This window comes from Nonomuraea sp. NPDC049758, from assembly GCF_040674635.1.
Taxonomy (GTDB): domain Bacteria; phylum Actinomycetota; class Actinomycetes; order Streptosporangiales; family Streptosporangiaceae; genus Nonomuraea.
The window spans coordinates 40586-64761 of record NZ_JBFAMZ010000034.1 but is presented as its reverse complement, the minus strand read 5'-3'; the positions used below and the strand labels follow the sequence as shown (position 1 = coordinate 64761).

The following is a 24176-nucleotide window of genomic DNA, read 5'->3' as shown; positions in this document are numbered from 1 at the left end:
TATGGGTGGGGCCGTATTCGCGGGCCTGCTGCTTGCGTACCCGCCCCCCCGGGCGGTGTTTTCCTACTTTACACCCCTGTGGGGGGGGCGGGCACCCCGCCCCCCGCCGCTCTATGCGGTGGAGCACGATGGATGAACTAATCAAGTACCTGCCCGACCTCGCGATGGGCTTCTGGGGGAACATCAGGATCGCGCTCGTGGCCGCGGTCGTCTCGCTCGTCCTCGGGACGGTCCTGGCCGGGATGCGCGTCTCCCCGACGCCCGTGCTGCGCGCGGTGGGCACGGTCTATGTGAACGTGGTGCGCAACACCCCCCTCACCCTGGTGCTGGCGTTCTCGGCGCTGGGCCTGAGCGACAAGCTCGGCCTCGTCTTCTCCGGCGAGCCGCGGACGAACTCCTTCTGGATCGTCTCGATGGGCCTGTCGATCTACACGTCGGCGTTCGTGTGCGAGGCGGTGCGCTCGGGCATCAACACGGTCCCGATGGGACAGGCGGAGGCGGCCCGCGCGATCGGGCTGAGCTTCATGCAGACGCTGCGGCTGATCATCCTGCCGCAGGCGTTCCGATCGGTCATCGCGCCGCTGGCCAGCGTGATGATCGCCATGATCAAGAACACGACGGTGGCGGTCGCCGGCGGGTACGCCGCCGACGTGGCCGCCGAGATGAAGCTCACGTTCGACACCACGGGGGCCTCGATCCCGATCTTCCTCGGGGTGGTCGTGGCCTTCATGATCGTGACCATGCCGATCGGCTTCTTCTCCGGCTGGCTGGCCCGGCGTCTGGCGGTGGCACGATGAGCGCGTCCGTCCTGTTCGACGCCCCCGGACCGCGGGCCCGGCTGCGCAACCACCTGCTGACGGCGATCAGTGTCGTGGCGGTCCTGGCCGTCGCGTACTTCGTCTACCGGGGCTTCGACGCCAAGGGCCAGTGGGACGGCAAGATCTGGCAGCCGTTCCTGACGGCCGAGGTGTGGCAGGAGTTCATCCTGCCGGGCCTGCTCGGCACGCTGGAGGCGGCGGCCGCCGCGGCGGTGCTCGCGCTGGTCTTCGGCGCGGTCTTCGGCCTGGCCAGGCTCTCCGACCACGCCTGGATCAGGGTGCCGGCGGCCGCGGCGGTGGAGATCTTCAGGTCCATCCCGCTGCTGCTGCTGATCTTCTTCATCTTCTACCTGGCCCCGGCCATCGCCGGTGGCGGCGACTACGCCTTCATCGCGGTGGTGCTGGGCCTGATGTTCTACAACGGCTCGGTGCTTGCGGAGATCGTGCGCGCGGGCGTGCACGCCATCCCCAAGGGGCAGGCCGAGGCCGCCTACGCGGTGGGCATGCGCAAGAACCAGGTGCTGCGCCTGGTGCTGCTGCCGCAGGCGGTCACGACGATGATGCCGGCGATCGTCAGCCAGCTCGTGGTGCTGCTGAAGGACACCGCGCTCGGCTACATCATCGCCTACGTCGACCTGCTCAACACCGGGTTCAAGATCCTGCCGGCCGCGTACTTCGGCTCGCTGATCCCGGCGGCGATCGTCATCGGCGTCATCTACGTGGCGCTCAACATGACGCTGAGCTACCTGGCCACCCTGCTGGAGCGGCGCAGCCGGCGCAGCAGGAAGACCTCGGCGCGGCCGATCGCCACCCCCGGCGCGGCCTCCGTCGGCGTCGCCACCGGCCAGGGCACCGAGGGCGGCGGCATGGCGCCCGACATCCCCGTGGAGTGACCTGCGGGCGCAGTGAGGAGCACGGCGGCGGGGTTCCCGTCCCGCCGCCGTCTCGTAAAGAAAGCCTCAGATCTTCGCCGGTGCGGCACGCAGACCGCGCCCACCGGGCCGCCGAGCCCACAGACTCCTGTGCGTGCGGATACGTGGAGTCGTGGTGGCGCTGGCCGGCACGGCCGCGTTCGCCGTACCGGTGGCGTGCGGCGGCGGCGGCGCCTACTCCGACGTCGTGGGCAAGATCAGGGGCACCGGCCAGGTCATCGTGGGCACCAAGTGGGACCAGCCGAGCCTGGGCCTGAAGGCCGGTCCCGGCGATCCCGTGGGCTTCGACGTGGACGTCGCCCGGTACGTCGTCGCCAAGCTGGCCCGCGGCCGGCCCGTGCGCATCACCTGGCGGGAGGCGCCGGCGGCGGGCCGCGAGGCGCTGCTCCAGAACGGCACCGTGGACATGGTGTTCGCCACCTACTCCATCACCGAGGCCCGCAGGCCCAAGGTGACCTTCGCCGGCCCGTACGTGCTCGTGCACCAGGACACGATGGTCCGGGCCGAGGACGCGTCCATCCGCAACGTCGACGACCTGCGGGGCAAGCGCGTGTGCCAGGTGCCGGGCTCCAACTCCTTCAAGCGCGTCGCCGACCCGCCGCCGGACGGCAAGCTCGACCTGCCCGTCGTGGCCGTGCCCGCGGCCAACTACTCCGACTGCGTGCGCAAGCTCAGCGACGACGAGCTGGACGCCGTCTCCACCGAGGACCTGACCCTGGCCGGCTTCGCCCAGCAGGCCCCCGGCCTGTTCCGGCTGCTGAACGACCCCTTCACCGACGAGCGGTACGCCATCGGCCTGAAGAAGGGCGACATCGTCACCTGCGAGGCCGCCGAGCAGGCCGTGGTCGAGATGTGGCGGGACGGGACGGCCACGCGCCTGCTGCGCAAGTGGTTCGGCGACACCGGGCTCAACCTGCCCACCTCGATGCCGCCGCAGGAGAGATGTTCTTGATCGCGCCCCACGGCCCCGGATCTTCCGGCAGGATGCGGGTATGCCTTTCTGGCCGTCCCCCATCTCCGCCCGCGACGTCGCCGCCGCCGGTCTGCGGCCCGGCTGGCCCGTCGCGCAGGGCGGCCGGGTGTGGTGGACCGAAGACCGTCCTGGCGAGGGCGGCCGCACCGCGATCGTCCGCCGCGAGGCCGACGGCACTTGCCATGACCTGCTGCCCGCCCCCTGGAGCGCGCGCACGAGGGTCCACGAGTACGGCGGCCGTCCCTATGCCGTGACGCCCGGCGGCGACGTGGTCTTCGCCGGTCTGGCCGACCAGCGCCTGTACCTTCTCGGGCAAAACGGCCAGCCGAAACCTCTCACCGCCGAGGGTTCCCGCTACGCCGACCTGAGTGTCCACGACGGCGAGGTCTGGGCGGTGCGCGAGCGCCACGACGAGCACGGCAAGATCACCCGGTCCGTCGTGTCGATCCCGCTGGACGGCGGCGAGCCCCGGGAGCGGGCCCGCGGCCACGACTTCTACGCCTCCCCCGTCCTGTCCCCCGACGGCGCCCACCTGGCCTACGTCTGCTGGAACCACCCCCGCATGCCCTGGGACGGCACCGAGCTGCGCGTCGTCCGGCTGTGCGACGGGCAGGCCCGCACGGTGCTGGGCGGCGAGGCGGAGTCCGTCCTGTCGCCCGCCTGGAAGGACGACGCCACCCTCTACCTGGTCTCCGACCGCTCCGGCTGGTGGAACCTCTACGAGTGCGGCCTCGACGGCGCCGCGCCGCGGGCGTTGTGCCCGGCCGAGGAGGAGTTCACGCAGCCGCCGTGGCAGCTCGGCGGCGCGCCCTACACCGTGCTCGGCGACGGGCGGCTCGCCGTCCTGCACGGGCGCGGCGACCTGCGGCTGGGCGTGCTCGACCCGGCCACGGGCGCGCTCCACGACCTCGACCTGCCCTACACGGGATGGCAGGCCGCGCTCGCGGCCGACGGCATGTCCGTGACGGGCGTCGGCCACGCCGCCCGGCTGCTGCGCTCGGTCGTGCGGGTCGACGTCGTCTCCGGGCGGGCCGAGCCGCTGGCGGGGTCCGGCGAGCGCCTGCCCGACCTGTCCGGGGTGCCCGATCCGCGGCCGGTGGTCGTGCCGGGCGAGCGGCCCGTCCACGCCTTCCTGCACCAGGTCGCCGAGGAGCCGACGCCGTTCGTGGTGTTCGTGCACGGCGGCCCGACCGCGCACGCCGACACGGCGCTCGACCTGGAGAAGGCATTCCTGACCTCGCGCGGCATCGGCGTGCTCGACGTCAACTACGGCGGCTCCACCGGCTACGGCCGCGCCTACCGGGAGCGGCTGCGCGGCCAGTGGGGGCTGGTCGACGTCGCCGACACCGTCGCCGCCGCCCAGTGGCTGGCCGACTCCGGGCTGGCCGATCCGGCCCAGATCGCGGTGCGCGGCGGCAGCGCGGGCGGCTGGACGGTGATGGCCGCCTGCTGCCGTTCCGGCGTGTTCGCGGGCGGGGTGTCCTACTACGGCGTCAGCGCGCTCGCGCCGCTCGCCGCGCACACCCACGACTTCGAGTCCCGTTACGTCGAGTGGCTGGTCGGCGACGACCCGGCCGTCTACGCCTCCAGGGAGCCGCTCGGCCTGGTCGACGGGGTGTCCTGCCCGATGCTGCTGCTGCAGGGGCTCGACGACCCGGTGGTGCCGCCCGAGCAGTCGACGGCCTTCGCCGACGCATTGTCCGAGCGCGGCGTCTCGTGCACTTATCTCGCTTTCGACGGCGAATCCCATGGATTTCGCCGATTGGAGACGCGGGTCGCGGCCCTGGCCGCCGAGCTGGCTTTCTACCAGCAGCTATTCAGTTAATGTCGCGATCTCCAGACAATTCCCGTACTGAATCAGCATTACCGACCAGTCGCTAGTCGCAAACAGTTACGTAACCGACCTCGACAGTCTTCCTCCGGCGTGGGTTGCTCGTCTCAGTAAACGTGGGGCGCACGTCGCGGCCACGACGCGCGCCCCAGCTGTGCCAGCCAACAACACCCCCATCTCGGCACGAGGGAGGCCAGATGGCCAGCTTGCGCCATCTCAGCATCATCACGGTGGCGGCGGCAACTCTGCTCGCCACCTCCTGCGCGACGCAGAACGGAACCAGCAAATCCGCTCCGCCCCCCGCAGCGAGCCAGAGCTCCGGAAGCCCCGTCACGGGCGGCACGCTCAGGCTCGTGGGCTCGGGCGACGTCGACCATCTCGACCCGACCAGCATCTACTACGTCGTCACCATCGGGATCATGCGCGGCTACTCGCGCCAGCTGTACGCCCTCCAGGGCGTCGCGGCGGGAGCCGACACCACCAAGGGCTACGAGGTGCTGCCCGACATAGCGACCGAACTGCCCACCGAGGCGAACGGCGGCCTGAGCGCCGACAAGCTCACGTACACGATCAAGTTGCGCGACGGCGTGCAGTGGGACACCCAGCCGCCGCGGCCGGTGACGGCGGGCGACTTCGTCCGCGGGTTCAAGCGCATCTGCAACCCGGTGGCGGGCTCCGGCGCGCCCGGCTACTACACCAGCACGATCAAGGGCATGGCCGAGTACTGCGACGCCTACATCAAGGCGTTCGAGAAGGCCAAGCCCACCGCCAAGGCCCTGGCCGACTTCCAGAACGGCCACGACATCGCCGGTGTGCAGGCCAAGGACGACAAGACGGTCGTCTTCACCCTGACCCAGCCGGCCGGTGACTTCCTCAACATCCTGGCCCTGAACTTCGCCTCGGCGGCGCCGCAGGAGTACGACCAGTACGTCCCCGACGACGCCACCTTCCGCCAGCACGTGATCTCCAACGGCCCGTACAAGATCACCTCGTACGTGGCCACCAAGTCGATCCGGCTGGAGAAGAACCCGGCCTGGAAGCAGGAGTCCGACCCGATCAGGCACCAGTACGTCAACGCCATCGACGTCAAGATGGGCGTCGGCGAGCCCGACGCGGTCCAGCAGCAGATCGAGGCCGGCAGCGCCGACCTGTCGTGGGACCTGCCGGTGCCGACCTCGCAGATCCCGCAGCTCAAGAGCAACGACCCCAACTTCACGATCTTCCCCGGCGCGGTGACGAACCCGTACGTGGTGTTCAACCTGCAGAGCAAGAACGCCGGCGGGGCGATGGGCAAGCTCAAGGTCCGCCAGGCCATCGAGTACGCGATCAACAAGACCGCCATCGCCAAGATCTACGGCGGCGCCGACGTCGCGACCGCGCTGCACACGGTCATCCCGCCCGGCAACATCGGCTACCAGGAGTACAACCCGTACCCGACGCCTGGTGACCAGGGCGACCCCGCCAAGTGCAAGCAACTGCTGAGCGAGGCCGGCTACCCCAACGGGCTGACCCTCATCGGCGCCTTCCGCAACGCGGGCAACCACCCGGCCAACTACCAGTCGTACTCGGCCGACCTGAAGAAGTGCGGCATCACCGTCAAGGGCCTGCCGCTGCGCCAGGGCGACTACTACACCTACCTGCAGACGCCCTCGCACGCCAAGAACAGCGAATGGGACCTGTCGGCCCCCGGCTGGATCCCCGACTGGTACGGCAACAACGGCCGCGCGGTCATGCAGCCGCTGTTCCAGACCAACTGCAACGCCGGCACCAGCAACTACGGCTGCTACAGCAACCCCAAGGTGGACGACCTGATCAAGCGGGCGCTCGCCGAGACCGACCAGGCCAAGGCCGCGGCGCTGTGGCACGAGGCCGACCAGACGGTGCTGGGCGACGCGGTGATCGTGCCGCTGAACAACCAGAACACGCCGCTCTACAAGAACAAGCGGGTGCAGAACGCCCTGTACCTGCCGTCGTACCAGATTTACGACGTCACCAACCTCTGGCTGAACCCCAACACGCCTTGACGACCGGCGTCCCGCGGGCGCGCCGGCAGGCGGGCCCGCGGGGCGGCCGCGAGGGAGACATATGAGCCTGCTTGAGGTAACCGACCTCCAGGTGTCCTTCCCCACCTCCGACGGCGTGGTCCAGGCGGTGCGGGGGCTGTCGTTCACCGTCGACCGCGGCCAGACTCTGGCGATCGTCGGCGAGTCCGGCAGCGGCAAGACCGTGAGCACCCAGGCGATACTCGGGCTGACCCCCGACGCCGACATCAGGGGCACGGCCCTGTTCGAGGGCGTCGACCTGCTCGGACTCGACAACGAACAGCTTCGCCGCATCCGCGGCGCGGAGATCAGCGTGGTCTTCCAGGACCCGCTGACCAGCCTCCACCCGCTCTACAAGGTCGGCTGGCAGATCGAGGAGCTGATCCGCGTCCACAATCCCGGCACCCGCCGCGCCGAGGCCAGGAAACGGGCCGTCGAGCTGCTGGGCCTGGTGGGCATCCCCCGTCCCGACCGCAGGGTGGACGACTACCCCCACCAGTTCTCCGGCGGCATGCGGCAACGGGCGATGATCGCCATGTCGCTCGCGCTCAACCCCAAGCTCATCGTCGCCGACGAGCCCACCACCGCGCTGGACGCGACCGTTCAGGCGCAGATCCTTGAGCTGATCGGGCGGGTGCAGGCCGAGTTCGACATCGCGCTCGTCCTCATCACGCACGACCTCGGCGTCGTGGCCGGCATGGCCGACGAGGTGCTTGTCATGTACGCCGGGCTCGTCGTCGAGCGGGCCGACCGGCGCACGCTCTACTACCAACCGCACCACCCGTACACCAAGGGCCTGCTGGAGTCGATCCCGGGCAGCACCGGCGACCGCGGCGGACGGCTGCGGCCCATCCCCGGTTCGCCGCCGAGCCTGATCGCGATCCCGTCCGGGTGCGCCTTCCATCCGCGCTGCCCGTACGTGATGCCGGTCTGTCCCGCCGAACGGCCGCCGCTGGCCTCCATCACGGGCGCGCGCGGGCACGCCTCGGCGTGCTGGCTGCCGCACGAGGCGATCGGGCTCGGCGCGGAGGCCGAGGCGCTGCGCAAGCGGGCGGTGCTCGGCACGGCGGAGGAGGCCTGATGCTGCTCGAAGTCGAGAACCTGGTCAAACACTTCCCCATCACCAGCGGCATGCTGATCAAGCAGACGATCGGCCAGGTCAGAGCCGTCGACGGCGTCAGCCTCTCGCTGTCGCCCGGCGAGACGCTCGGCCTGGTCGGCGAGACCGGCTGCGGCAAGTCCACGCTGGCCCGGTGCATCGCGGGCCTGCATCCCATCACCTCCGGCAGCGTGCGCTTCGACGGCGCCGACATCACGAACCTGCCGCGGCGCCGGATGCGGCCCTACCGGCGCGACATCCAGGTGATCTTCCAGGACCCGTACGGCTCGCTGAACCCGCGCCGGCGGGTCGGCTCGATCATCGCCGACCCGCTCGTCATCCATCGGGTGCAGAGCGGCCAGGAGCTGCGGCGGACCGTCCAGGAGCTGATGGAACGGGTCGGGCTCAACCCCGAGCACTACAACCGGTTCCCCGCCGAGTTCTCCGGCGGGCAGCGGCAGCGCATCGGGGTCGCGCGGGCGCTCGCGCTGCGGCCCCGGCTGATCATCTGCGACGAGCCGGTGTCGGCGCTCGACGTGTCCATCCAGGCCCAGATCCTCAACCTGCTCAAGGACCTCCAGGACGACTTCGGGCTGACGTACCTGTTCATCGCCCACGACCTGTCGGTGGTGCGGCACGTCAGCGACCGGATCGCGGTCATGTACCTGGGCAAGGTGGCCGAACTGGCCACCGCTGAGGAACTGCACGCCGTGCCCCGCCATCCGTACACGAACGCGCTGCTGTCGGCGACCGCCGTGGCCGACCCCGACGAGGCCGAACGGCGGCACCGCATCATCCTCACCGGCGACGTGCCCTCGCCGATCGACCCGCCCACCGGCTGCCGCTTCCATCCGCGGTGCCCGAAGGCGCGCGAACGCTGCTCGGCCGAGGAACCGCTGCTGGTGCCCCAGGAGCACCTGGTGGCCTGTCACTACCCCGTCGAGGCGGGCGAGGACCTGACCGCCGGGAGGACCGCATGACTCTCACGGAGATCCGTCCGGACGTCGTCACCGACCGCACGATCGCCGGACGCAGCCCCTGGCAGCTCGCCTGGGCGCGGATCAGGTCCGACCGGGTGGCCCTGATCTCGGGCATCGTCGTCGTGCTGCTGTGCCTGCTCGCGCTGGCCGCGCCGCTGATCTCGGCGTGGAACGGCCACGACCCCGACGAGCAGTTCCGCGACACCGGCATCACCGACCAGGGCCTGCCCGTCGGGCCCAACGGCGAGTTCTGGTTCGGCACCGACCGCCTCGGCCGCGACCTGTTCATCAGGGTCCTGTACGGCGCGCGCGTCTCGCTGCTCGTCGGCGTGGTCGCGACCGGCGTGGCGGCGCTGATCGGGGTCGTCATCGGGCTGCTGGCCGGGTACTACGGCGGCGTCATCGACACCATCCTGTCCCGGCTCATGGACGTGGTCCTGTCGTTCCCGTACCTGATCTTCGCGATCGCGGTGGTGTCCATCGCCGGGCCCTCGCTGACCGCGACGATCGGGGTGATCTCGTTCTACTCCTGGGCGGCGATCGCCCGCGTGGTGCGCGGCCAGACGTTGTCGCTCAAGGAACGCGAGTACGTGGAGGCGGCCCGGTCCATGGGGGCCGGCGACGCGCGGATCATGTTCGTGGACATCCTGCCGAACCTGCTGGCCCCCGTCATCGTCCTCACCACGCTGCTGGTGCCGGCCGCGATCGTGTTCGAGTCCACCTTGTCCTATCTGGGGCTCGGGATCGTTCCCCCTACCCCGTCGTGGGGGAACCTGCTGAGCGAGGCCCAGGGGTTCTACCGGGTGGCGTACTGGTATCTGGGCTTCCCGGCGGCCTCACTGCTGATCACGACGCTGGCGTTCAACCTGGTGGGCGACGGGATCAGGGACGCCATCGATCCCCGGATGGAACGGCTGTTCAGCCGCCGGCGACGGCGGAACCGGCGCGCGGCCTCCGCTCCGGCGTCCGCGCCCGCCGCCGGTGGGTCCGATGCCGGTGCTGGGGGGTCCGATGCCGATGCTTCGTGACCGGGGTGGGATGCCGGGGTTGCTTCAGGAGGTGGAGGGCTGATGTTGCGACGGTTCCTGCTGCGGCGGACCCTGCTCGGGGTGCTGGTGTTGTGGCTGGTCTCCCTGGGCACGTTTTTCCTGTTCTTCGTCGCCCCCGGCGACCCCGCCCGTACGCTGGCCGGCCGCCAGGCCACCCCCGAGCAGGTCGACCTGATCCGGCACAACCTCGGCCTCGACCGTCCCACCATCGTCCAGTACTTCGACTACCTGGGCCGGCTCCTGCACGGCGATCTGGGCCAGTCGTACTTCTCGGGCGAATCGGTGGGCAAGCTGCTCGCCCAGGACTTCCCGCCGACGTTCTCGCTGGTGCTCGGCGGCGCCGTCCTGTGGCTCTGCGTCGGCGTCGGCGCCGGCGTGCTCAGCGCCACCCGCGTACGCTCGTTCCTCGACCGCGCCCTGACCACGCTGGCCCTGGCCGGGGTCTCGATGCCGACGTTCGTCGTCGGCCTGCTGCTGCTGTATTTCTTCTTCTTCCAGCTCACCATGGCGGGCGCCCCGATCCTGCCGCCCGACTCCTACGTGCCCTTCTCCGAGAACCCCGGCGAATGGGCCCGGCACCTGATCCTGCCGTGGATCACGTTGGCCATGGTCCAGGCGGCCTCGTACGCCCGGCTCACCCGGGGGTCCATGCTGGACGTCCTGGGCGAGGACTACATCCGTACGGCCCGCGCCAAGGGCGTGCCCGAGGGCCGCGTCATCTACCGGCACGGCCTGCGCGCCGCGCTGACCCCCGTGGTGACCCAGCTCGGCGTGGACATCGGCACGCTGATCGGCGGTCTGGTGGTGACGGAGTCGGTCTTCGGGCTCGGCGGCATCGGGCAGGCGGTGGTTCAGGCGTTCATCAGCGGGGACCTGCCGGTGATCATGGGCGTCGTCATCCTGGCCACCACCGCCGTGGTGGTGGCGAACCTGATCGTGGACATCGCCTACGGGCTCCTGGACCCCCGGATCCGTCTGGCCTGACGATGCGAGCGACGCCTCCCGGCGGGCGCACCACGCGCGCCCGCCGACGCGCCGCCCTCGCAACCATCTCGCCCGTCAGGAGGCTTCGCATCGGCCTGATCTGCGCCTTTGGACGCTCCGCCCCTGCCCCGCGCTCCCAGCCTCCTCGGAAGGGGCTCGGAAGGGGCTCGGAAGGGGCTCGGAATGAGCGGGCCTGCTTGGGACCGGCGGGTGGCGTCCTCGGGATCAGCGGGCGAACTCGGTGGCGCGGGACTCGCGCACCACCGTGATCCGGATCTGCCCCGGGTACGTCAGCTCCTCCTCCACCTGCTTGGCCACGTCCCGGGCGATCACCTGCGCCTGGATGTCGTCGATCGCGTCCGGCTTGACCATGACCCGGATCTCCCGCCCGGCCTGCATGGCGAACACCTTCTCCACGCCCTCGTACGACTGCGCGATCTCCTCCAGCCGCTCCAGCCGCTTGACGTACGCCTCCAGCGACTCCCTGCGCGCCCCCGGACGGCTGCCGCTGATGGCGTCGGCCGCCTGCGTGAGCACCGCCTCGACCGTACGGACCTCGACCTCGTTGTGGTGCGCCTCGATGGCGTGCACCACGTCCTCCTGCTCGCCGTACCGGCGGGCGATCTCGGCGCCGATCAGCGCGTGACTGCCCTCGACCTCGTGCGTGAGAGCCTTGCCGATGTCGTGCAGCAGCGCGCACCGCTTCATGAGCTGCTGGTTCATCTTCAGCTCGGCCGCCATGATCCCGGCGATGTGCGCGGACTCGATGAGGTGCTTGAGCACGTTCTGACCGTAGGAGGTGCGGTACCGAAGCTGCCCGAGCAGCAGTGTCAGCTCGGGATGCATGTCCGTGATGCCCAGCTCGACCAGCGCGTCCTCGCCGGCCCGCGCGCAGAGGTCCTGGACCTCCTGGCGGCTGCGGTCGTGCGCCTCCTCGATGCGCTGCGGATGGATGCGCCCGTCCAGCACCAGCTTCTCCAGCGTGAGCCGCGCCGTTTCCCTGCGAACCGGGTCGAAACACGACAACAACACCGCCTCCGGCGTGTCATCGATGATCAGGTTCACGCCGGTGGTCGACTCGAACGCCCGGATGTTTCGTCCTTCACGCCCGATGATCCGGCCCTTCATCTCGTCACCGGGCAGATGCAGCACGCTGACGACCGACTCCGCCGTCTGCTCGGCCGCCACCCGCTGGACCGCCAGCGTCACGATCTTGGTGGCCCGCTTCTCGCCCTCCTTGCGCGCCTCACCCTCGATCTCCCTGATGATCAGCGCCGCCTCGCGCTTGGCCTGGTTCTCGATCTCCTTGACCAGCTCGGACTTGGCCTGCTCCCCCGTCAGCCCGGCGACCCGTTCCAGGATCACCCGCCGCTCGTCCTCGACCTGGAGCAGTTCCTCGCGCCGGTCGGCCAGCTCGACCTCGGTCTCGGCCAGCTTCCTGTCCCGCTCGGACTGCCGCCTGGCCTCCTCGTCGAGCCGCTGCTCGCGCTCGGCCAGCCTGGCCTCCCTGCGTTCGAGATCGGTCCGGAGCTCCTTGAGCTCGGACTTCAGGATCCGGCTCTCCTCCTCGACCTCCCGCCGCATCTGCGCGGCGCTCTCGACGGCGCTCTCCGACCTGCGCAGGATCTCCTCGGCGTCGCTCTCCGCCTTGGCGCGGATCTCTTTGGCCCGTTCCCGCGCCTCCTCAAGCTCCGCGTGTACGGCTTCCACCTGCTCAGGACTCGGCTCGGACTTCCGGGGCAAACCGCTGGAGGTACGGCGTATGACGACGAGCAGCGCCACGATCATCCCGAACGCGAGCACGAGCACCGCCACCATCAGCACCACGACAAGCGGCTGCATGCGCGCCCCGCCCTCCTCGCGTCGTCAACACCTCATAACGCGGACCCAAAACGGGAGGGGTCACGTGCGCGCCACGGAAAGCCCGGTCGGCGTCGTCTCCAGGGCCGATGTCAGGCCAAGGCGGACCGGGCATCGGCCCCCATAGCCGACACCTCGCCTGCCTCGATCAACCGAGCTCGTTCGTCCGTCGTTCACCGGTATGGCAATCCGCGCTGCGCGGAGTAACTCCTCACTGCCGTCGAGGTTATGCGTCGAACAGGTCACGAGCAAGCAAACGCGTCCTCAAGCGTGTCTTACGGGCCCGCATCTCCCCAATCAACCACATAACCCACGATCACCCCCATTTGTCCCCCACCCGCACCTCTCCAACCCCCATAGCCCAGACAAAGCCCACAATCCGCATCCAGCGATCCATCGGCCATGAAACCGTAGGCCTCCGACGGGCACCCCCAGCCCTACGTCCCCCGTCGCCCGCGAGAAACTCTTCGAACGCCCGACGCCCGGCTCGCCCGCCCCAACAGGAGCACACGGTGAATAACCTCATCGACAAGATCGCCTGGATCCACCTGGACAACAGCAAGATCCTCAGCACCCGCTCACGAGGCAAGAACGCCTACTACCTCCCCGGCGGCAAACGCGAGCCCGGCGAAACCGACCTCGACACCCTGATCCGCGAGATCGACGAGGAACTCTCCATCACCATCATCCCGGCCACCGCCACCCACCTGGGCACCTTCCACGCCCAGGCACACGGCCACGCCGACGGCGTCACCGTACGGATGACCTGCTACACCGCCGAGCACCACGGAGTCCCGACACCCGGCAACGAGATCGAAGAGATCACCTGGCTCACCTACGCCGACCGCGACCGCGTATCCCCCGTCGACCAACTCATCTTCGACCACCTCCACCAGACCAACCAGCTCCCCTGACCCCGCCCCCGCAATCCACGTGGGAAGCTCCGAATCCAACGATCAGACCCGCAAGCCTTTCGGCCCTCCCCAGCCCTTGATCGGGCAGGAGACCTCCAGGCCCTCCCCCGAGCCCCGAGCGCGAGAGGGCTCCGGACCTGGTGGCGGGTCAGGTGGAGGACCTTGGGGATCAGGAGAAGTCGTCCTCCAGGTCGATGCCCTCCTGTTCGAGAGCCTCCCGGATCACCCGGTACGCCAGCCCCGACGAATACCCCTTGCGCGCGAGCATGCCGGCCAGACGCCGCGTACGGGTCTGCGAATCGAGGGATCGGGTGGAGGCGAGCTTACGGTCCACCAGCCGTCGGGCCGTCTCGGCCTCCTGGTCGGAGTCCAGGCGCTCCACGGCTTCCTTCACGGTCTCGGTGTCCACACCTCGATGGCGCAACTCGGCCGCAAGCGCACGCTTCGCGAGGCCCCGACCGTGGTGCCGGGAATCGACCCATGCCTCCGCGAACGCCTCGTCATTGATCAGCCCGAGCTCGACAAACCGATCAAGCACCTTTCCGGCAGCCTCATCCGGTACGTCCCGCTTGCGAAGGGCCTCGGCGAGCTGCGCCCGCGTCTTGGGAGCCATGGTGAGCAGCCGAAGACAGATGGCCCGCGCAACGGACTCCGGATCCGCCGCGGGCGCCGCCGCAGCGGAACTGCCGACGTCCGGCCCATCAGGCAACGGCCCGCCACGCGATGACCCGCCACGCAGTGGCCCGCCACGCATTGGGCCGTCGTGCATTGGGCCGTCGTGCATTGGGCCGTCGTGCATTGGGCCGTCGTGCATTGGGCCGTCGTGCATTGGGCCGTCAGACGGCGACCCGTCGGACGGTGGGTCGCCACGGCCGGTCGCGCCTCTTCCGAAGCGTCCGCTCCCCCTGCCGCTCCCTCGTCCAGTGCTCCGGCCGCCTGTCCGGCGCCCCTTGCCTGAACGCTTCTTCCCACCCGCGTCCTGCTCATCGCCGAACCAGCTGCTTCCGGCCAGCACCTCAGAATGCCATTCATCGGCGCCGCGCTTCTCCTCGGAGGAAGCCTCACTCTCCGGGCTTCCGCCAACACCGCCGGGCTCGTACGGATCTTCCCGTTCCCGCAGGCGCTCCCCAGCGACACCATCGTCATCCTGACCACTCAGCTCAGCCGACCGCGCCCCGGAGCTTTCCTCATTCTCCTGATCTCCGTGCGCGCTCGTACGCCGCGGAGCAACGCCGGCAGCATCCTCGCCATCATGGCCACTCAGCTCATCCGAAGGGCTCCCAGAGAAACCCTCGCCGTCCCGAGCCCTCCGCCTGCTCGTACGCCGCCCAGCATCCCCGGCAGCGTCCTCACCGTCATGATCGCCCAGCTCGTCCAGGGAGCTTCCGGCGAATCCCTCGTCGATCTGGGCCTTCTTCTTACGCCCTCCGGAACTGCCCTTACGGGCCGGTTCGGTGCGGGCGTCTTCGGCAAGCAAGCTCGCAGCGGTGTCCGGGGCGGCAGGAGTCTTACGCTCGCCTGGCCAGACGAAGATCGGCGCGTCGGCGCCCTCGTCCGAGCGCCCTCGGGACGCCCGGCCGCTGGCCCGTCCGCCGGTCCGGCCACTGCCCCGCCCACCAGCTCGGCCACGATCTGACGGGCTGCCGTCGGGGGCGGCTTCGTCGTTCTGAGCGCTGGGGTCGGCCGAGTGGAGCCGGGCGGGAGTGGGCCGGTCAGCCGGATCGCCACGCTCAGCGCCCGGCCACGTCATGAACACCTCACTGCGCGGCTTGAGCCCGAAACCCGCTTCACCGCTCAGCGCAACATCGGCCTCACTGCCCGGCGTGACGCCAGTTCCTTCGCTCAGCCCAACACCGGCGTCACCTTCCGGCGCAACGCCCGCCCTTCTGCGCGGCCCAACGTCAGCCTCATGGCCCGGGGCGACGGGCGCTCCTTCACTGAGCCCGACCGCAGCCTTGTTGCTCAGGCTCCCGTCGGCTTCGCGAGTTGAGCCCGTATCTCTCTCGCCGGCCTGGGGGCGGGGGTCGCCCGGCCAGTGGAAGGTCGGCGCGGCCATCTCCCGGCCGGGGCCCCACGCCGGGGGCACGACAACGGCCTGCCCGCCCGTGCCCCAGCCCGACACACCCTCGCCGTCCACGTGCGCAGAGGCGACCACGTTGTCCACCTGCGCAGGGACGACCTCATCGTCCACGTGCGCAGAGACGACCACGTCGTCCGTATCGTCGCGAACCACCACGTCGTCCGTATCGTCGCGAACCACCACGTCGTCCGTATCGTCGCGAACCACCACGTCGTCCGCTTCGTGGCGAACGACCGCATCGTCCGCCTGATCATGGACGGACATGCCGTCCACGCCAGCGGCCCCAGCGGGATCAGCGGCGGCGGCCAGTCCGTCGTGGGCAGCCGGGTCATCTGCTCTGGTGTGGGCGGTCGGCGAGTGGTCGTCGTCGGGGGTGGTGGGGGGCTCGGAGGCGGCGGCTCGGAGGCGGGCGCGTTGTTCGTGCCATTCGTCTACCGACGGCCAGCCGTCCGCGGCCGACCGGGCCAGGTCGGCGCCGCGTGAGCCCCTGCCCGAGGCCGGACGGCCGGTAGCCCGGGTCACCGGCTCCGGGGTGGTGGCCCCGGACACCGACTCGGCCGGGGTGGCCCAGGTCGGCGGCTCGGGGGTGGTGGATGTGGGCGTTGGGTCGGAGGGGGTGGCCCGGGGGCCGCGGGGTCCGCGCTTTCTGCGCTCCCCCGAGGCGGGGAGGTCGGGCCATGCGCCCCAGTCCTGGGAACGGGGCGCCTGCGACGGATCCCTGTCACTCATGCGCCGACCGATCAGACGTCACCCGGCTTGGGGGTGGACTTCGAGCCACGGCCCGAGGGCGCGGCGGCGGGAGCCGGGACGGCGGCGGCGGGCTCGGCGGGCGTGTCGAGCTTCGGACCGACCCCGAGCTTGTCCTTGATCTTCTTCTCGATCTCGTTGGCCATGTCGGGGTGGTTCTTCAGGAAGTTGCGCGCGTTCTCCTTGCCCTGGCCCAACTGGTCGCCCTCGTAGGTGTACCAGGCGCCCGACTTGCGGACGAAGCCGTGCTCGACGCCCATGTCGATGAGGCCGCCCTCGCGGGAGATGCCCACGCCGTAGAGGATGTCGAAGTCGGCGACGCGGAAGGGCGGGGCCATCTTGTTCTTGACGACCTTGACCCGGGTGCGGTTGCCGACCGCCTCCGTGCCGTCCTTCAGGGTCTCGATGCGGCGGATGTCCATGCGGACGGAGGCGTAGAACTTGAGCGCCTTACCACCGGTCGTGGTCTCGGGGCTGCCGAACATGACGCCGATCTTCTCGCGGAGCTGGTTGATGAAGATCGCGGTGGTGCCGGTGCTGTTGAGCGCGCCGGCGACCTTGCGCAGGGCCTGGGACATGAGGCGGGCCTGGAGGCCGACGTGGCTGTCGCCCATCTCGCCCTCGATCTCGGCCTTGGGCACCAGGGCGGCCACCGAGTCGATGACGATGATGTCGACCGCGCCGGACCTGATCAGCATGTCGGCGATCTCGAGCGCCTGCTCACCGGTGTCGGGCTGGGAGACCAGCAGGGCGTCGGTGTCGACGCCCAGCTTCTTGGCGTATTCGGGGTCAAGGGCGTGTTCGGCGTCGATGAACGCCGCGATGCCGCCGGCCCGCTGGGCGTTGGCCACCGCGTGCAGGGCGACCGTGGTCTTGCCCGAGGACTCGGGGCCGTAGATCTCGACGATGCGCCCACGCGGGAGGCCGCCGATGCCGAGGGCCACGTCAAGGGAGATCGACCCGGTGGGGATCACCTCGATGGGGGCTCGGGCGTCGTCGCCCAGTCGCATGACGGAGCCCTTGCCGAACTGCCGCTCGATCTGAGCGAGCGCGGTCTCGAGGGCCTTCTCGCGGTCGTTGATAGCCATGGGAGCTCCCTCTGGAGGGTCGTGGTCCGATCAGTCGAGTGAAAGCTACGGCCTGCCACCGACATTTTCTGAGACGGTCGGGGAAGGCGTGGCCGGGTTCGGCAGGTTCATCGTAGCCGAACGGCTGTTCGATCACATCACGAACACGCTGCTGGGATGCATGCGACGTGTTCAGAGGAGGGCGAGGCCGATGCTCGGACGTCGCTCGCGTTCATGGTGGTTGCCGGCCGATTGGCCGTGGGGTCTGCCCGGGGGGTCGCGGCCGTGGGATCGGGCGCGGCGGGCGGAGGTGATGGGGTGCCCCCACACGGGCGGCTGCCTGGGTCCGGGTCCGACGAACGCCTGTCCCTCGCGGACGAGCGACATCTGACCCGTCCAGGAAAACGCGGCTCCGGCCCGTCCCAAAGAACACGGCTCTGGTCCGTCCCGGAGAACGCGGACCTGAGCCGTCCCGGAGGATGCGGGTCGCCGCGTGGGGAGACGTCACGGACGCTCTCCCCACCGGCGCGGGGAGCGCGGGCACCGGGGCCCGGGGGACACACGGGGCGCGGGAGGCGAGGGCGTTCGCGATCTCCCGCGCGGGTTGCCGCCGACGTGTTGTCATACGCCGTGAGCTGGGGAGACTCCCATGCAAGGGATTGGCTGGGAGGCGGCGAAGTGGCGAGTGGCTACACCGGGGAACGACGCACCCTTCTGGAGGCGCTCGCCGAGTTGCTGCCCCATCAGGGGCTGGTCAGCCGCATGGTCGGCGGCGACGATCCGGTGCTGTGGGTGTGGCATCCGCGCACGCGCCGCCAGACGATCATCTTCGCCACCCCCTCCAGCGGGGGCTGGACGTTGTTGTGGTCGCCGGGCGGCCAGGGCAGCGCGGACGACCTGGAGGCCACGGCGGACGCACTCCGCCGGACGCTGGGCTCGACGTAGCCCGGATGGGACGTCCCCGACCTGGGTTTTCAGCGCAGCCCGGGCGAGACGTCCTCCACCTGGCACACGGCCCGCCACACGGTCTTGGCGCTCTCGCCGTCGGCCAGCGCCTGGATGACGGTACGGCCGCCCAGCGGGGCGATCACGTAGTCGCGGGCCCACGACTCGGCATAGGTCTCGCCGAAATGGACGTTCATCCGTCTCCAGAACTCGGTCAGGCGCATGGACCAAGTATGGAATCGCGTCAGGTGTGGGTAAGACATCCGCATGCCAAAGACCCCCAAGTCTTCACCCCCGAAGACCGCCAGGACCAAGGCCAACAGGACGCGGCGCCGCCGGCTGTCACTCGCGATGCGGCAGGCCGTCCAGAAGGAGAAGGGACAGCGATCGGAGCGGCACGCGGGAATCAGGCAGGAGCCGCGTGCGGGCAGGCCGCGTACGCGCAGGGCGTCACGGCGCTGAGCCGGGACGAACCGTCACAGAACTCGCGCACCGTACATCTCACCGAGATGGTCGGCGAGCAGCTCCAGGCGGGCGCCGTCGGGGTCCTTGAAGTAAATGGAGGCGCCGCTCTCGATCTGGTGCGGCACGCCGGCCATCTCCAGCTTGCCACGCAGCCGTTCCCAGGTGGCGGGGTCGACGGAGATCGCCACGTGGTGCAACCCGCCGAGCACCTCCTGGTACGGGCCGAGGTCGAGCCCCGGGAAGTCGAAGAACGCGAGCAGGTTGCCGTTGCCGATGTCGAAGAAGAAGTGGCTCGAACCCTTGTAGTCGCGGTTCTCGATGATCTCCGTCAGCGGGAACTCCAGCAGTTCCTGGTAGAACTTGATGGTCCGTTCCACATCGGACGACAACATGGCCACGTGATGCAGGCCACGGGCGCTGCTCGACGGCCGGTGCGGTAAGGCGTACTGGCTTCTCAACTGTGCGCGTCGGGTCTCGACGGCGGCATAATCAATGGTCACGGTCGCTGTATGTCCGCCTTGACCCCCGCTCAATCACCCGGCGCCGCTCGAATGCGTTTTCTGTCGGTGGCGCGAGGCAGTATGTGCTGGTGAGCTCGCTAGACCACTTCACCCAGGTGACCAGGCAATGGTTCGCCGGCGCCTTCCAGGCGCCCACGGCGGCCCAGGAGGGCGCGTGGGAGTCGATCGCGCGCGGCGACAACACGCTGGTCGTCGCCCCCACGGGGTCGGGCAAGACGCTGGCGGCGTTCCTGTGGTCGCTCGACCGGCTCGCGGCGCGGGCGGCCGATCAGGCTCCGGGCGAAGGTGTGGCGAAGGGGCACAAGCCGGGCACGCGCGTGCTCTACGTGTCGCCGCTCAAGGCGCTGGCCGTCGACGTCGAGCGCAACCTGCGCGCGCCGCTGGCCGGGCTCAGGCAGACGGCGCGCCGGCTCGGGCTGCCGGTGCCGGAGATCTCGGTGGCGATCCGCTCCGGCGACACCCCGGCCGAGGAGCGCAGGCGGTTCGCCGCCAAGCCGTCCGACATCCTGATCACCACTCCCGAGTCGCTGTTCCTGCTGCTCACCAGTCAGGCGCGCGACGCCCTGCGCGACGTCGAGACGGTGATCGTCGACGAGGTGCACGCGGTCGCGGCCACCAAGCGCGGCGCCCATCTGGCGCTCAGCCTGGAGCGGCTCGACGCGCTGCTGGAGCGTCCGGCCCAGCGGGTGGGGCTGTCGGCGACCGTGCGGCCGGTGAGCGAGGTGGCGGCCTTCCTCGGCGGCACGCGTCCGGCGACGGTGGTGCAGCCGCCGTCCGACAAGCGCATCGAGATCGAGGTCGTCGTCCCGGTCGAGGACATGACGGAGGTGGCGGGCGCGCCCGATCCCGAGCAGGTCGAGCCGTCGTCCGGCCGGTCGATCTGGCCCCATGTGGAAGACCGCCTGTTCGACCTGATCGAGTCCCACAGCTCGACGATCGTGTTCGCCAACTCCAGGCGGCTGGCCGAGCGGCTGTGCACCCGGCTCAACGAGCTGGCCTACACGCGGCGGCAGGGGCCGGAGGCGATCGACCTGTCGATCTGGGAGACGCCGCCGGACGACCAGGAACCCCCGCCGTCCAGGCGCATGCCCGCCGAGACGATGGCGCAGGCGGGGGCGAGCAAGGGCGTGGTGAGCGAGATCGTCCGGGCCCACCACGGCTCGGTGTCGAAGGAGGAGCGGGCCCAGATCGAGGAGGCGCTCAAGTCGGGGCGGCTGCCCGCCGTGGTCGCCACCTCCAGCCTGGAGCTGGGCATCGACATGGGCGCGGTCGACCTGGTGGCGTGCGTGGAGGCCCCGCCGAGCGTGGCCAGCGGGCTGCAGCGCATCGGCCGGGCCGGCCACCAGGTGGGCGCGGTCTCCCGAGGGGTGATCTTCCCCAAGTACCGGGGCGACCTCGTCCAGACGGCCGTGGTGGCCGAGCGCATGCGCGGCGGGCAGATCGAGGAGCTGCGCTATCCGCGTAACCCGCTCGACGTGCTGGCCCAGCAGATCGTGGCCATGACCGCGCTCGACGAGTGGACCGTCGACGAGCTGGAGACCGTGGTCAAGCGGGCCGCCCCCTACGCCACCCTGCCGCGCAGCGCGCTGGAGGCGACACTCGACATGCTGGCCGGCCGCTACCCGAGCGAGGAGTTCGCCGAGCTGCGGCCGCGTATCGTCTGGGACCGCGTCACCGGCGCCCTCCAGGGGCGGCCCGGCGCGCAGCGGCTGGCCGTGACCAACGGCGGCACGATCCCCGACCGCGGCCTGTTCGGCGTGTTCCTGGTGGGTGAGAAGGCGTCCCGGGTGGGCGAGCTCGACGAGGAGATGGTCTACGAGTCGCGGGTGGGCGACGTGTTCGTGCTGGGCGCGACGTCGTGGCGGATCGAGGACATCACGGCCGACCGGGTGCTGGTCTCGCCCGCTCCCGGCCAGCCGGGGAAGCTGCCGTTCTGGCACGGCGACACGGCCGGGCGTCCGGCCGAGCTGGGCCGGGCGATCGGGCAGTTCCTGCGGGAGCAGGCCAAGCAGGGTTCCACCGACCGCATCAGGGAGGCGGGGCTCGACGAGTTCGCCGCCAGCAACCTGCTGGCCTACCTCGACGAGCAGCGCGAGGCCACGGGCTACGTGCCCGACGACCGTACCCTGCTGGTCGAGCGCTTCCACGACGAGCTGGGCGACTGGCGGGTGGTGATCCACTCCCCCTACGGCGCGCGGGTGCACGCGCCCTGGGCGCTGGCGATCAACCGGCGGCTGCGCGAGCGTTACGGCATCGACGTGCAGGCCGTGCACTCCGACGACGGCATCGTGCTGCGCATCCCCGACACGCTGGCCGAGCCTCCCACCGACGTGGCGGCGTTCGACGCCGAGGAGATCGAGCAGATCGTCACCGAGGAGCTGGGCGGGTCGGCGATGTTCGCCTCCCGGTTCAGGGAGTGCGCGGGGCGGGCGCTGCTGCTGCCGCGCCGCGTGCCGGGCCGGCGCAGCCCGCTGTGGCAGCAGCGCCAGCGGGCCGCCCATCTGCTGGGCGTGGCCTCCCAGTACGCCTCGTTCCCGATCGTGCTGGAGACGATGCGCGAGTGCCTCCAGGACGTGTTCGACGTACCGGGGCTGGTCCAGCTCATGCGCGACATCGCGGCCCGGCGGATCCGGGTGGTGGAGGTCGAGACGTCGCAGGCCTCGCCGTTCGCCGCGTCGCTGCTGTTCCACTACGTCGGCGCGTTCATGTACGAGGGCGACGCGCCGCTGGCCGAACGTCGCGCGCAGGCCCTGGCGCTGGACACCACGCTGCTGGCCGAGCTGCTCGGCCAGGCCGATCTGCGTGAGTTGCTCGACCCCGACGTGATCGTGAGCAGCGAGCGCGAGCTGGCCCGGCTCGACCGGCCGCTGCGCGACGCCGAGGACCTAGCCGACCTGCTGCGTTCGCACGGGCCGCTGCTGACGCCCGACGTGAGCGTGCGCGGCGGCGACCCGTCCTGGCTGGCGGAGCTCGAACGCGCGCGCCGGGCCATCCGTGTGCGCATCGCGGGCGAGGAGCAGTGGGCGGCCGTGGAGGACGCCGCCCGGCTGCGCGACGCGCTCGGCGTGCCGCCGCCCGTGGGGGTGCCGCACGTGTTCCTGGAGCCGGTGCCCGACCCGCTGGCCGACCTGGTGGCCCGGCACGCCCGCACCCGCGGGCCCTTCCACGCCGGCACCGCCGCCGCCAGGTTCGGGCTCGGCGCGGCCGTGGTGACCGACGCGCTGCGGCGGCTGGCCGCGTCGGGGCGCGTGGTGAACGGCGAGTTCCGGCCGGGCGGCCGGGGCGAGGAGTGGTGTGACGCCGGGGTGCTGCGGATGTTGCGCCGCAGGTCGCTGGCCCGGCTGCGCAAGGAGGTCGAGCCGGTCGCGCCCGAGACGCTCGCCCGCTTCCTGCCCGCCTGGCACGGCATCACCGGTTCGGGCACGTCGTCCGACGGCTCGCGGGCCGGGGCGGCCCGGGCCATGGACGCGCTGGTGCGGTCGGTCGAGCAGCTCCAGGGGGCCGCGGTGCCGGCGTCCGCGCTGGAGACGCTGGTGCTGCCCTCGCGGGTGCCCGGCTACCATCCGGCGCTGCTCGACGAGCTGACCTCGTCGGGCGAGGTGATGTGGGTGGGGCAGGGGTCGTTGCCCGGCGGCGACGGATGGGTGTCGCTCTACTTCGCCGACACCGCGCCGCTGCTGCTGCCCGACCCGGCCGAGATCACGATGACCCCGCTGCACGAGCGCGTGCTCGACCTGCTGGGCGGCGGGGGCGCGCTGTTCTTCCGGGGCATCTCCGACCAGCTCGGGGCCCAAGGCGGGGCGCTCGACGACGCGACGCTGGTCTCGGCGTTGTGGGATCTGGTGTGGTCGGGCCGGGTCTCCGGCGACACGCTCGCGCCGCTGCGGGCCACGCTGGGCACCGGGCGTCCCGCGCACCGGCCCGCCACGACGCGGCGGCGCCGGGCCGTGCTGCCGTCGAGGAGCGGGCCGCCGACCGTGGCCGGGCGATGGTGGCTGCTGCCCGGTCCGGCCGACGACGCGACGCAGCGGGCGCACGCGCAGGCCGAGGTGCTGCTCGAACGGCACGGCGTGGTGACGCGCGGGGCGGTGACCTCCGAACGGCTGCCCGGCGGGTTCACGCCTGTCTACCAGGTGCTTCGCGCCTATGAGGAGAGCGGGCGGTGCCGCCGGGGGTACTTCGTCGAGGGGCTGGGGGGCGCGCAGTTCGCGCTGGCGGGTGCGGTCGACCGGATGCGTGCCATGGCCCCGAGCGTCGCACCGACCGGGGGTGGGCCGGGCGAGGGCTTCGGTTCGCCGCCCGAGGTCCCCGCCTGGGAGACCGGCCGGCCCGGGGGCGGGGGGTTCGGTCTCCCAGGCGGGGGGTTCGGCGGTGGAGAGGGCGGCCGGAGCTCGCGGCCCGGAGGCGGCGGGTTCGGCCAGGGCGGCGAGGCCGGGATGCTCGGTCAAGGCGGCCGGGGCGGGTCCGGGCCGCGGGCGGTGGTGCTGGCCGCCGCCGACCCGGCCAGTCCGTACGGGGCCGCGCTGCCCTGGCCGCAACGTCCCGGCGACGTCGGGCACAAGCCGGGCAGGAAGGCGGGCGCGCTGGTCGTGCTCGTGGACGGTCACCTCGTCCTGTACGTGGAGCGGGGCGGCAAGACGTTGCTGTCGTTCGCCGACGACGACCGGCTGCAACCGGCGGTCGACGCGCTGGCCTTGGCCGTACGCGACGGGGCGCTCGGGAAGCTGACGGTGGAGCGGGCCGACGGCGCGTCCATCGTGGAATCGCCGCTGGCGGCCGCCCTGGAGGCGGCCGGGTTCCATCCGACTCCCCGGGGGCTGCGCCTGCGCGCCTGACCAGTCGGTGGTGGCGGGCGATCGGCCGCCCGCG

At 70.9% G+C, this 24176-nt stretch carries 18 protein-coding genes; 13 read left to right on the top strand and 5 right to left on the bottom strand.

The features are described from left to right. Positions 1-128: 128 nt before the first annotated feature. From AB0J46_RS47865 to AB0J46_RS47825, 9 genes are all read left to right on the top strand, one after another. Positions 129-797 carry an amino acid ABC transporter permease gene (locus tag AB0J46_RS47865; protein WP_352352405.1) on the top strand — a complete coding sequence of 223 codons (669 nt, stop codon included), beginning with the start codon at positions 129-131 and terminating at the stop codon, positions 795-797. Next, positions 794-1711, top strand: coding sequence for an amino acid ABC transporter permease (locus AB0J46_RS47860; protein WP_364342810.1), 918 nt, complete (start codon positions 794-796; stop codon positions 1709-1711). The genes AB0J46_RS47865 and AB0J46_RS47860 overlap by 4 nt, the downstream gene beginning before the upstream one ends. A gap of 133 nt (positions 1712-1844) precedes the next feature. Continuing rightward, entirely contained in the window at positions 1845-2702 is an 858-nt protein-coding gene (locus AB0J46_RS47855; protein WP_364342807.1) for a glutamate ABC transporter substrate-binding protein, read from the top strand. Between the two features lie 40 nt (positions 2703-2742). Beyond that, positions 2743-4548 carry a prolyl oligopeptidase family serine peptidase gene (locus AB0J46_RS47850; RefSeq protein ID WP_364342804.1) on the top strand — a complete coding sequence of 602 codons (1806 nt, stop codon included), beginning with the start codon at positions 2743-2745 and terminating at the stop codon, positions 4546-4548. A 203-nt stretch (positions 4549-4751) separates the two neighbouring features. Beyond that, positions 4752-6578, top strand: a complete 1827-nt coding sequence (locus AB0J46_RS47845) for an ABC transporter substrate-binding protein (RefSeq protein WP_364342801.1) — start codon at positions 4752-4754, stop codon at positions 6576-6578. 61 nt (positions 6579-6639) lie between these two features. Then, complete coding sequence (locus AB0J46_RS47840) at positions 6640-7677, top strand: ABC transporter ATP-binding protein (protein ID WP_364342798.1); 1038 nt, start codon at positions 6640-6642, stop codon at positions 7675-7677. Beyond that, positions 7677-8675, top strand: coding sequence for a dipeptide ABC transporter ATP-binding protein (locus tag AB0J46_RS47835; protein WP_364342795.1), 999 nt, complete (start codon positions 7677-7679; stop codon positions 8673-8675). The genes AB0J46_RS47840 and AB0J46_RS47835 overlap by 1 nt, the downstream gene beginning before the upstream one ends. Continuing rightward, positions 8672-9703, top strand: coding sequence for an ABC transporter permease (locus AB0J46_RS47830; RefSeq protein ID WP_364342792.1), 1032 nt, complete (start codon positions 8672-8674; stop codon positions 9701-9703). The genes AB0J46_RS47835 and AB0J46_RS47830 overlap by 4 nt, the downstream gene beginning before the upstream one ends. A 42-nt stretch (positions 9704-9745) precedes the next feature. Next, on the top strand, positions 9746-10708 hold the full coding sequence (locus tag AB0J46_RS47825) for an ABC transporter permease (RefSeq protein ID WP_352327360.1): 963 nt from the start codon (positions 9746-9748) through the stop codon (positions 10706-10708). A gap of 225 nt (positions 10709-10933) precedes the next feature. Here the strand turns inward: AB0J46_RS47825 and rny are convergent, their stop codons facing one another. Next, entirely contained in the window at positions 10934-12550 is a 1617-nt protein-coding gene (gene rny, locus AB0J46_RS47820) for a ribonuclease Y (protein ID WP_364342789.1), read from the bottom strand. A 530-nt stretch (positions 12551-13080) separates the two neighbouring features. Between rny and AB0J46_RS47815 the strand changes: the two genes are divergently transcribed. Further along, positions 13081-13482, top strand: coding sequence for an NUDIX domain-containing protein (locus AB0J46_RS47815; protein ID WP_364342786.1), 402 nt, complete (start codon positions 13081-13083; stop codon positions 13480-13482). 169 nt (positions 13483-13651) lie between these two features. On the opposite strand, the gene AB0J46_RS47810 is transcribed toward AB0J46_RS47815, so the two are convergent. Beyond that, positions 13652-14095, bottom strand: a complete 444-nt coding sequence (locus AB0J46_RS47810) for a regulatory protein RecX (RefSeq protein ID WP_364342783.1) — start codon at positions 14093-14095, stop codon at positions 13652-13654. 1524 nt (positions 14096-15619) lie between these two features. Between AB0J46_RS47810 and AB0J46_RS47805 the strand changes: the two genes are divergently transcribed. Beyond that, positions 15620-16045: a hypothetical protein gene (locus tag AB0J46_RS47805; protein WP_364342780.1), complete on the top strand. Its 426-nt coding sequence runs from the start codon at positions 15620-15622 to the stop codon at positions 16043-16045. 257 nt (positions 16046-16302) lie between these two features. Here the strand turns inward: AB0J46_RS47805 and recA are convergent, their stop codons facing one another. After that, on the bottom strand, positions 16303-17397 hold the full coding sequence (recA, locus tag AB0J46_RS47800; RefSeq protein WP_352323144.1) for a recombinase RecA: 1095 nt from the start codon (positions 17395-17397) through the stop codon (positions 16303-16305). 657 nt (positions 17398-18054) lie between these two features. Here recA and AB0J46_RS47795 point away from each other — a divergent pair. Beyond that, positions 18055-18321, top strand: a complete 267-nt coding sequence (locus AB0J46_RS47795) for a hypothetical protein (protein WP_358291898.1) — start codon at positions 18055-18057, stop codon at positions 18319-18321. A gap of 29 nt (positions 18322-18350) precedes the next feature. Here the strand turns inward: AB0J46_RS47795 and AB0J46_RS47790 are convergent, their stop codons facing one another. Together AB0J46_RS47790 and AB0J46_RS47785 are read right to left on the bottom strand one after the other, a co-directional pair. Further along, complete coding sequence (locus AB0J46_RS47790; protein ID WP_352352391.1) at positions 18351-18545, bottom strand: DUF3046 domain-containing protein; 195 nt, start codon at positions 18543-18545, stop codon at positions 18351-18353. A 252-nt stretch (positions 18546-18797) separates the two neighbouring features. Next, positions 18798-19184, bottom strand: a complete 387-nt coding sequence (locus AB0J46_RS47785; protein ID WP_352352390.1) for a VOC family protein — start codon at positions 19182-19184, stop codon at positions 18798-18800. Between the two features lie 191 nt (positions 19185-19375). On the opposite strand from AB0J46_RS47785, the gene AB0J46_RS47780 reads away from it, so the two are divergent. Continuing rightward, positions 19376-24142, top strand: a complete 4767-nt coding sequence (locus AB0J46_RS47780; RefSeq protein WP_364342776.1) for an ATP-dependent helicase — start codon at positions 19376-19378, stop codon at positions 24140-24142. Positions 24143-24176: the final 34 nt, after the last annotated feature.

What these genes read in the sequence shown, in the direction of transcription:
- AB0J46_RS47810 (WP_364342783.1), bottom strand. Translation starts at nt 14,095, where the DNA reads ATGGCTCCCAAGACGCGGGCGCAGCTCGCCGAGGCCCTTCGCAAGCGG.
- AB0J46_RS47825 (WP_352327360.1), top strand. Translation starts at nt 9,746, where the DNA reads ATGTTGCGACGGTTCCTGCTGCGGCGGACCCTGCTCGGGGTGCTGGTG.
- rny (WP_364342789.1), bottom strand. Translation starts at nt 12,550, where the DNA reads ATGCAGCCGCTTGTCGTGGTGCTGATGGTGGCGGTGCTCGTGCTCGCG.
- AB0J46_RS47790 (WP_352352391.1), bottom strand. Translation starts at nt 18,545, where the DNA reads ATGCGCCTGACCGAGTTCTGGAGACGGATGAACGTCCATTTCGGCGAG.
- AB0J46_RS47860 (WP_364342810.1), top strand. Translation starts at nt 794, where the DNA reads ATGAGCGCGTCCGTCCTGTTCGACGCCCCCGGACCGCGGGCCCGGCTG.
- AB0J46_RS47845 (WP_364342801.1), top strand. Translation starts at nt 4,752, where the DNA reads ATGGCCAGCTTGCGCCATCTCAGCATCATCACGGTGGCGGCGGCAACT.
- AB0J46_RS47830 (WP_364342792.1), top strand. Translation starts at nt 8,672, where the DNA reads ATGACTCTCACGGAGATCCGTCCGGACGTCGTCACCGACCGCACGATC.
- recA (WP_352323144.1), bottom strand. Translation starts at nt 17,397, where the DNA reads ATGGCTATCAACGACCGCGAGAAGGCCCTCGAGACCGCGCTCGCTCAG.
- AB0J46_RS47865 (WP_352352405.1), top strand. Translation starts at nt 129, where the DNA reads ATGGATGAACTAATCAAGTACCTGCCCGACCTCGCGATGGGCTTCTGG.
- AB0J46_RS47840 (WP_364342798.1), top strand. Translation starts at nt 6,640, where the DNA reads ATGAGCCTGCTTGAGGTAACCGACCTCCAGGTGTCCTTCCCCACCTCC.
- AB0J46_RS47835 (WP_364342795.1), top strand. Translation starts at nt 7,677, where the DNA reads ATGCTGCTCGAAGTCGAGAACCTGGTCAAACACTTCCCCATCACCAGC.
- AB0J46_RS47850 (WP_364342804.1), top strand. Translation starts at nt 2,743, where the DNA reads ATGCCTTTCTGGCCGTCCCCCATCTCCGCCCGCGACGTCGCCGCCGCC.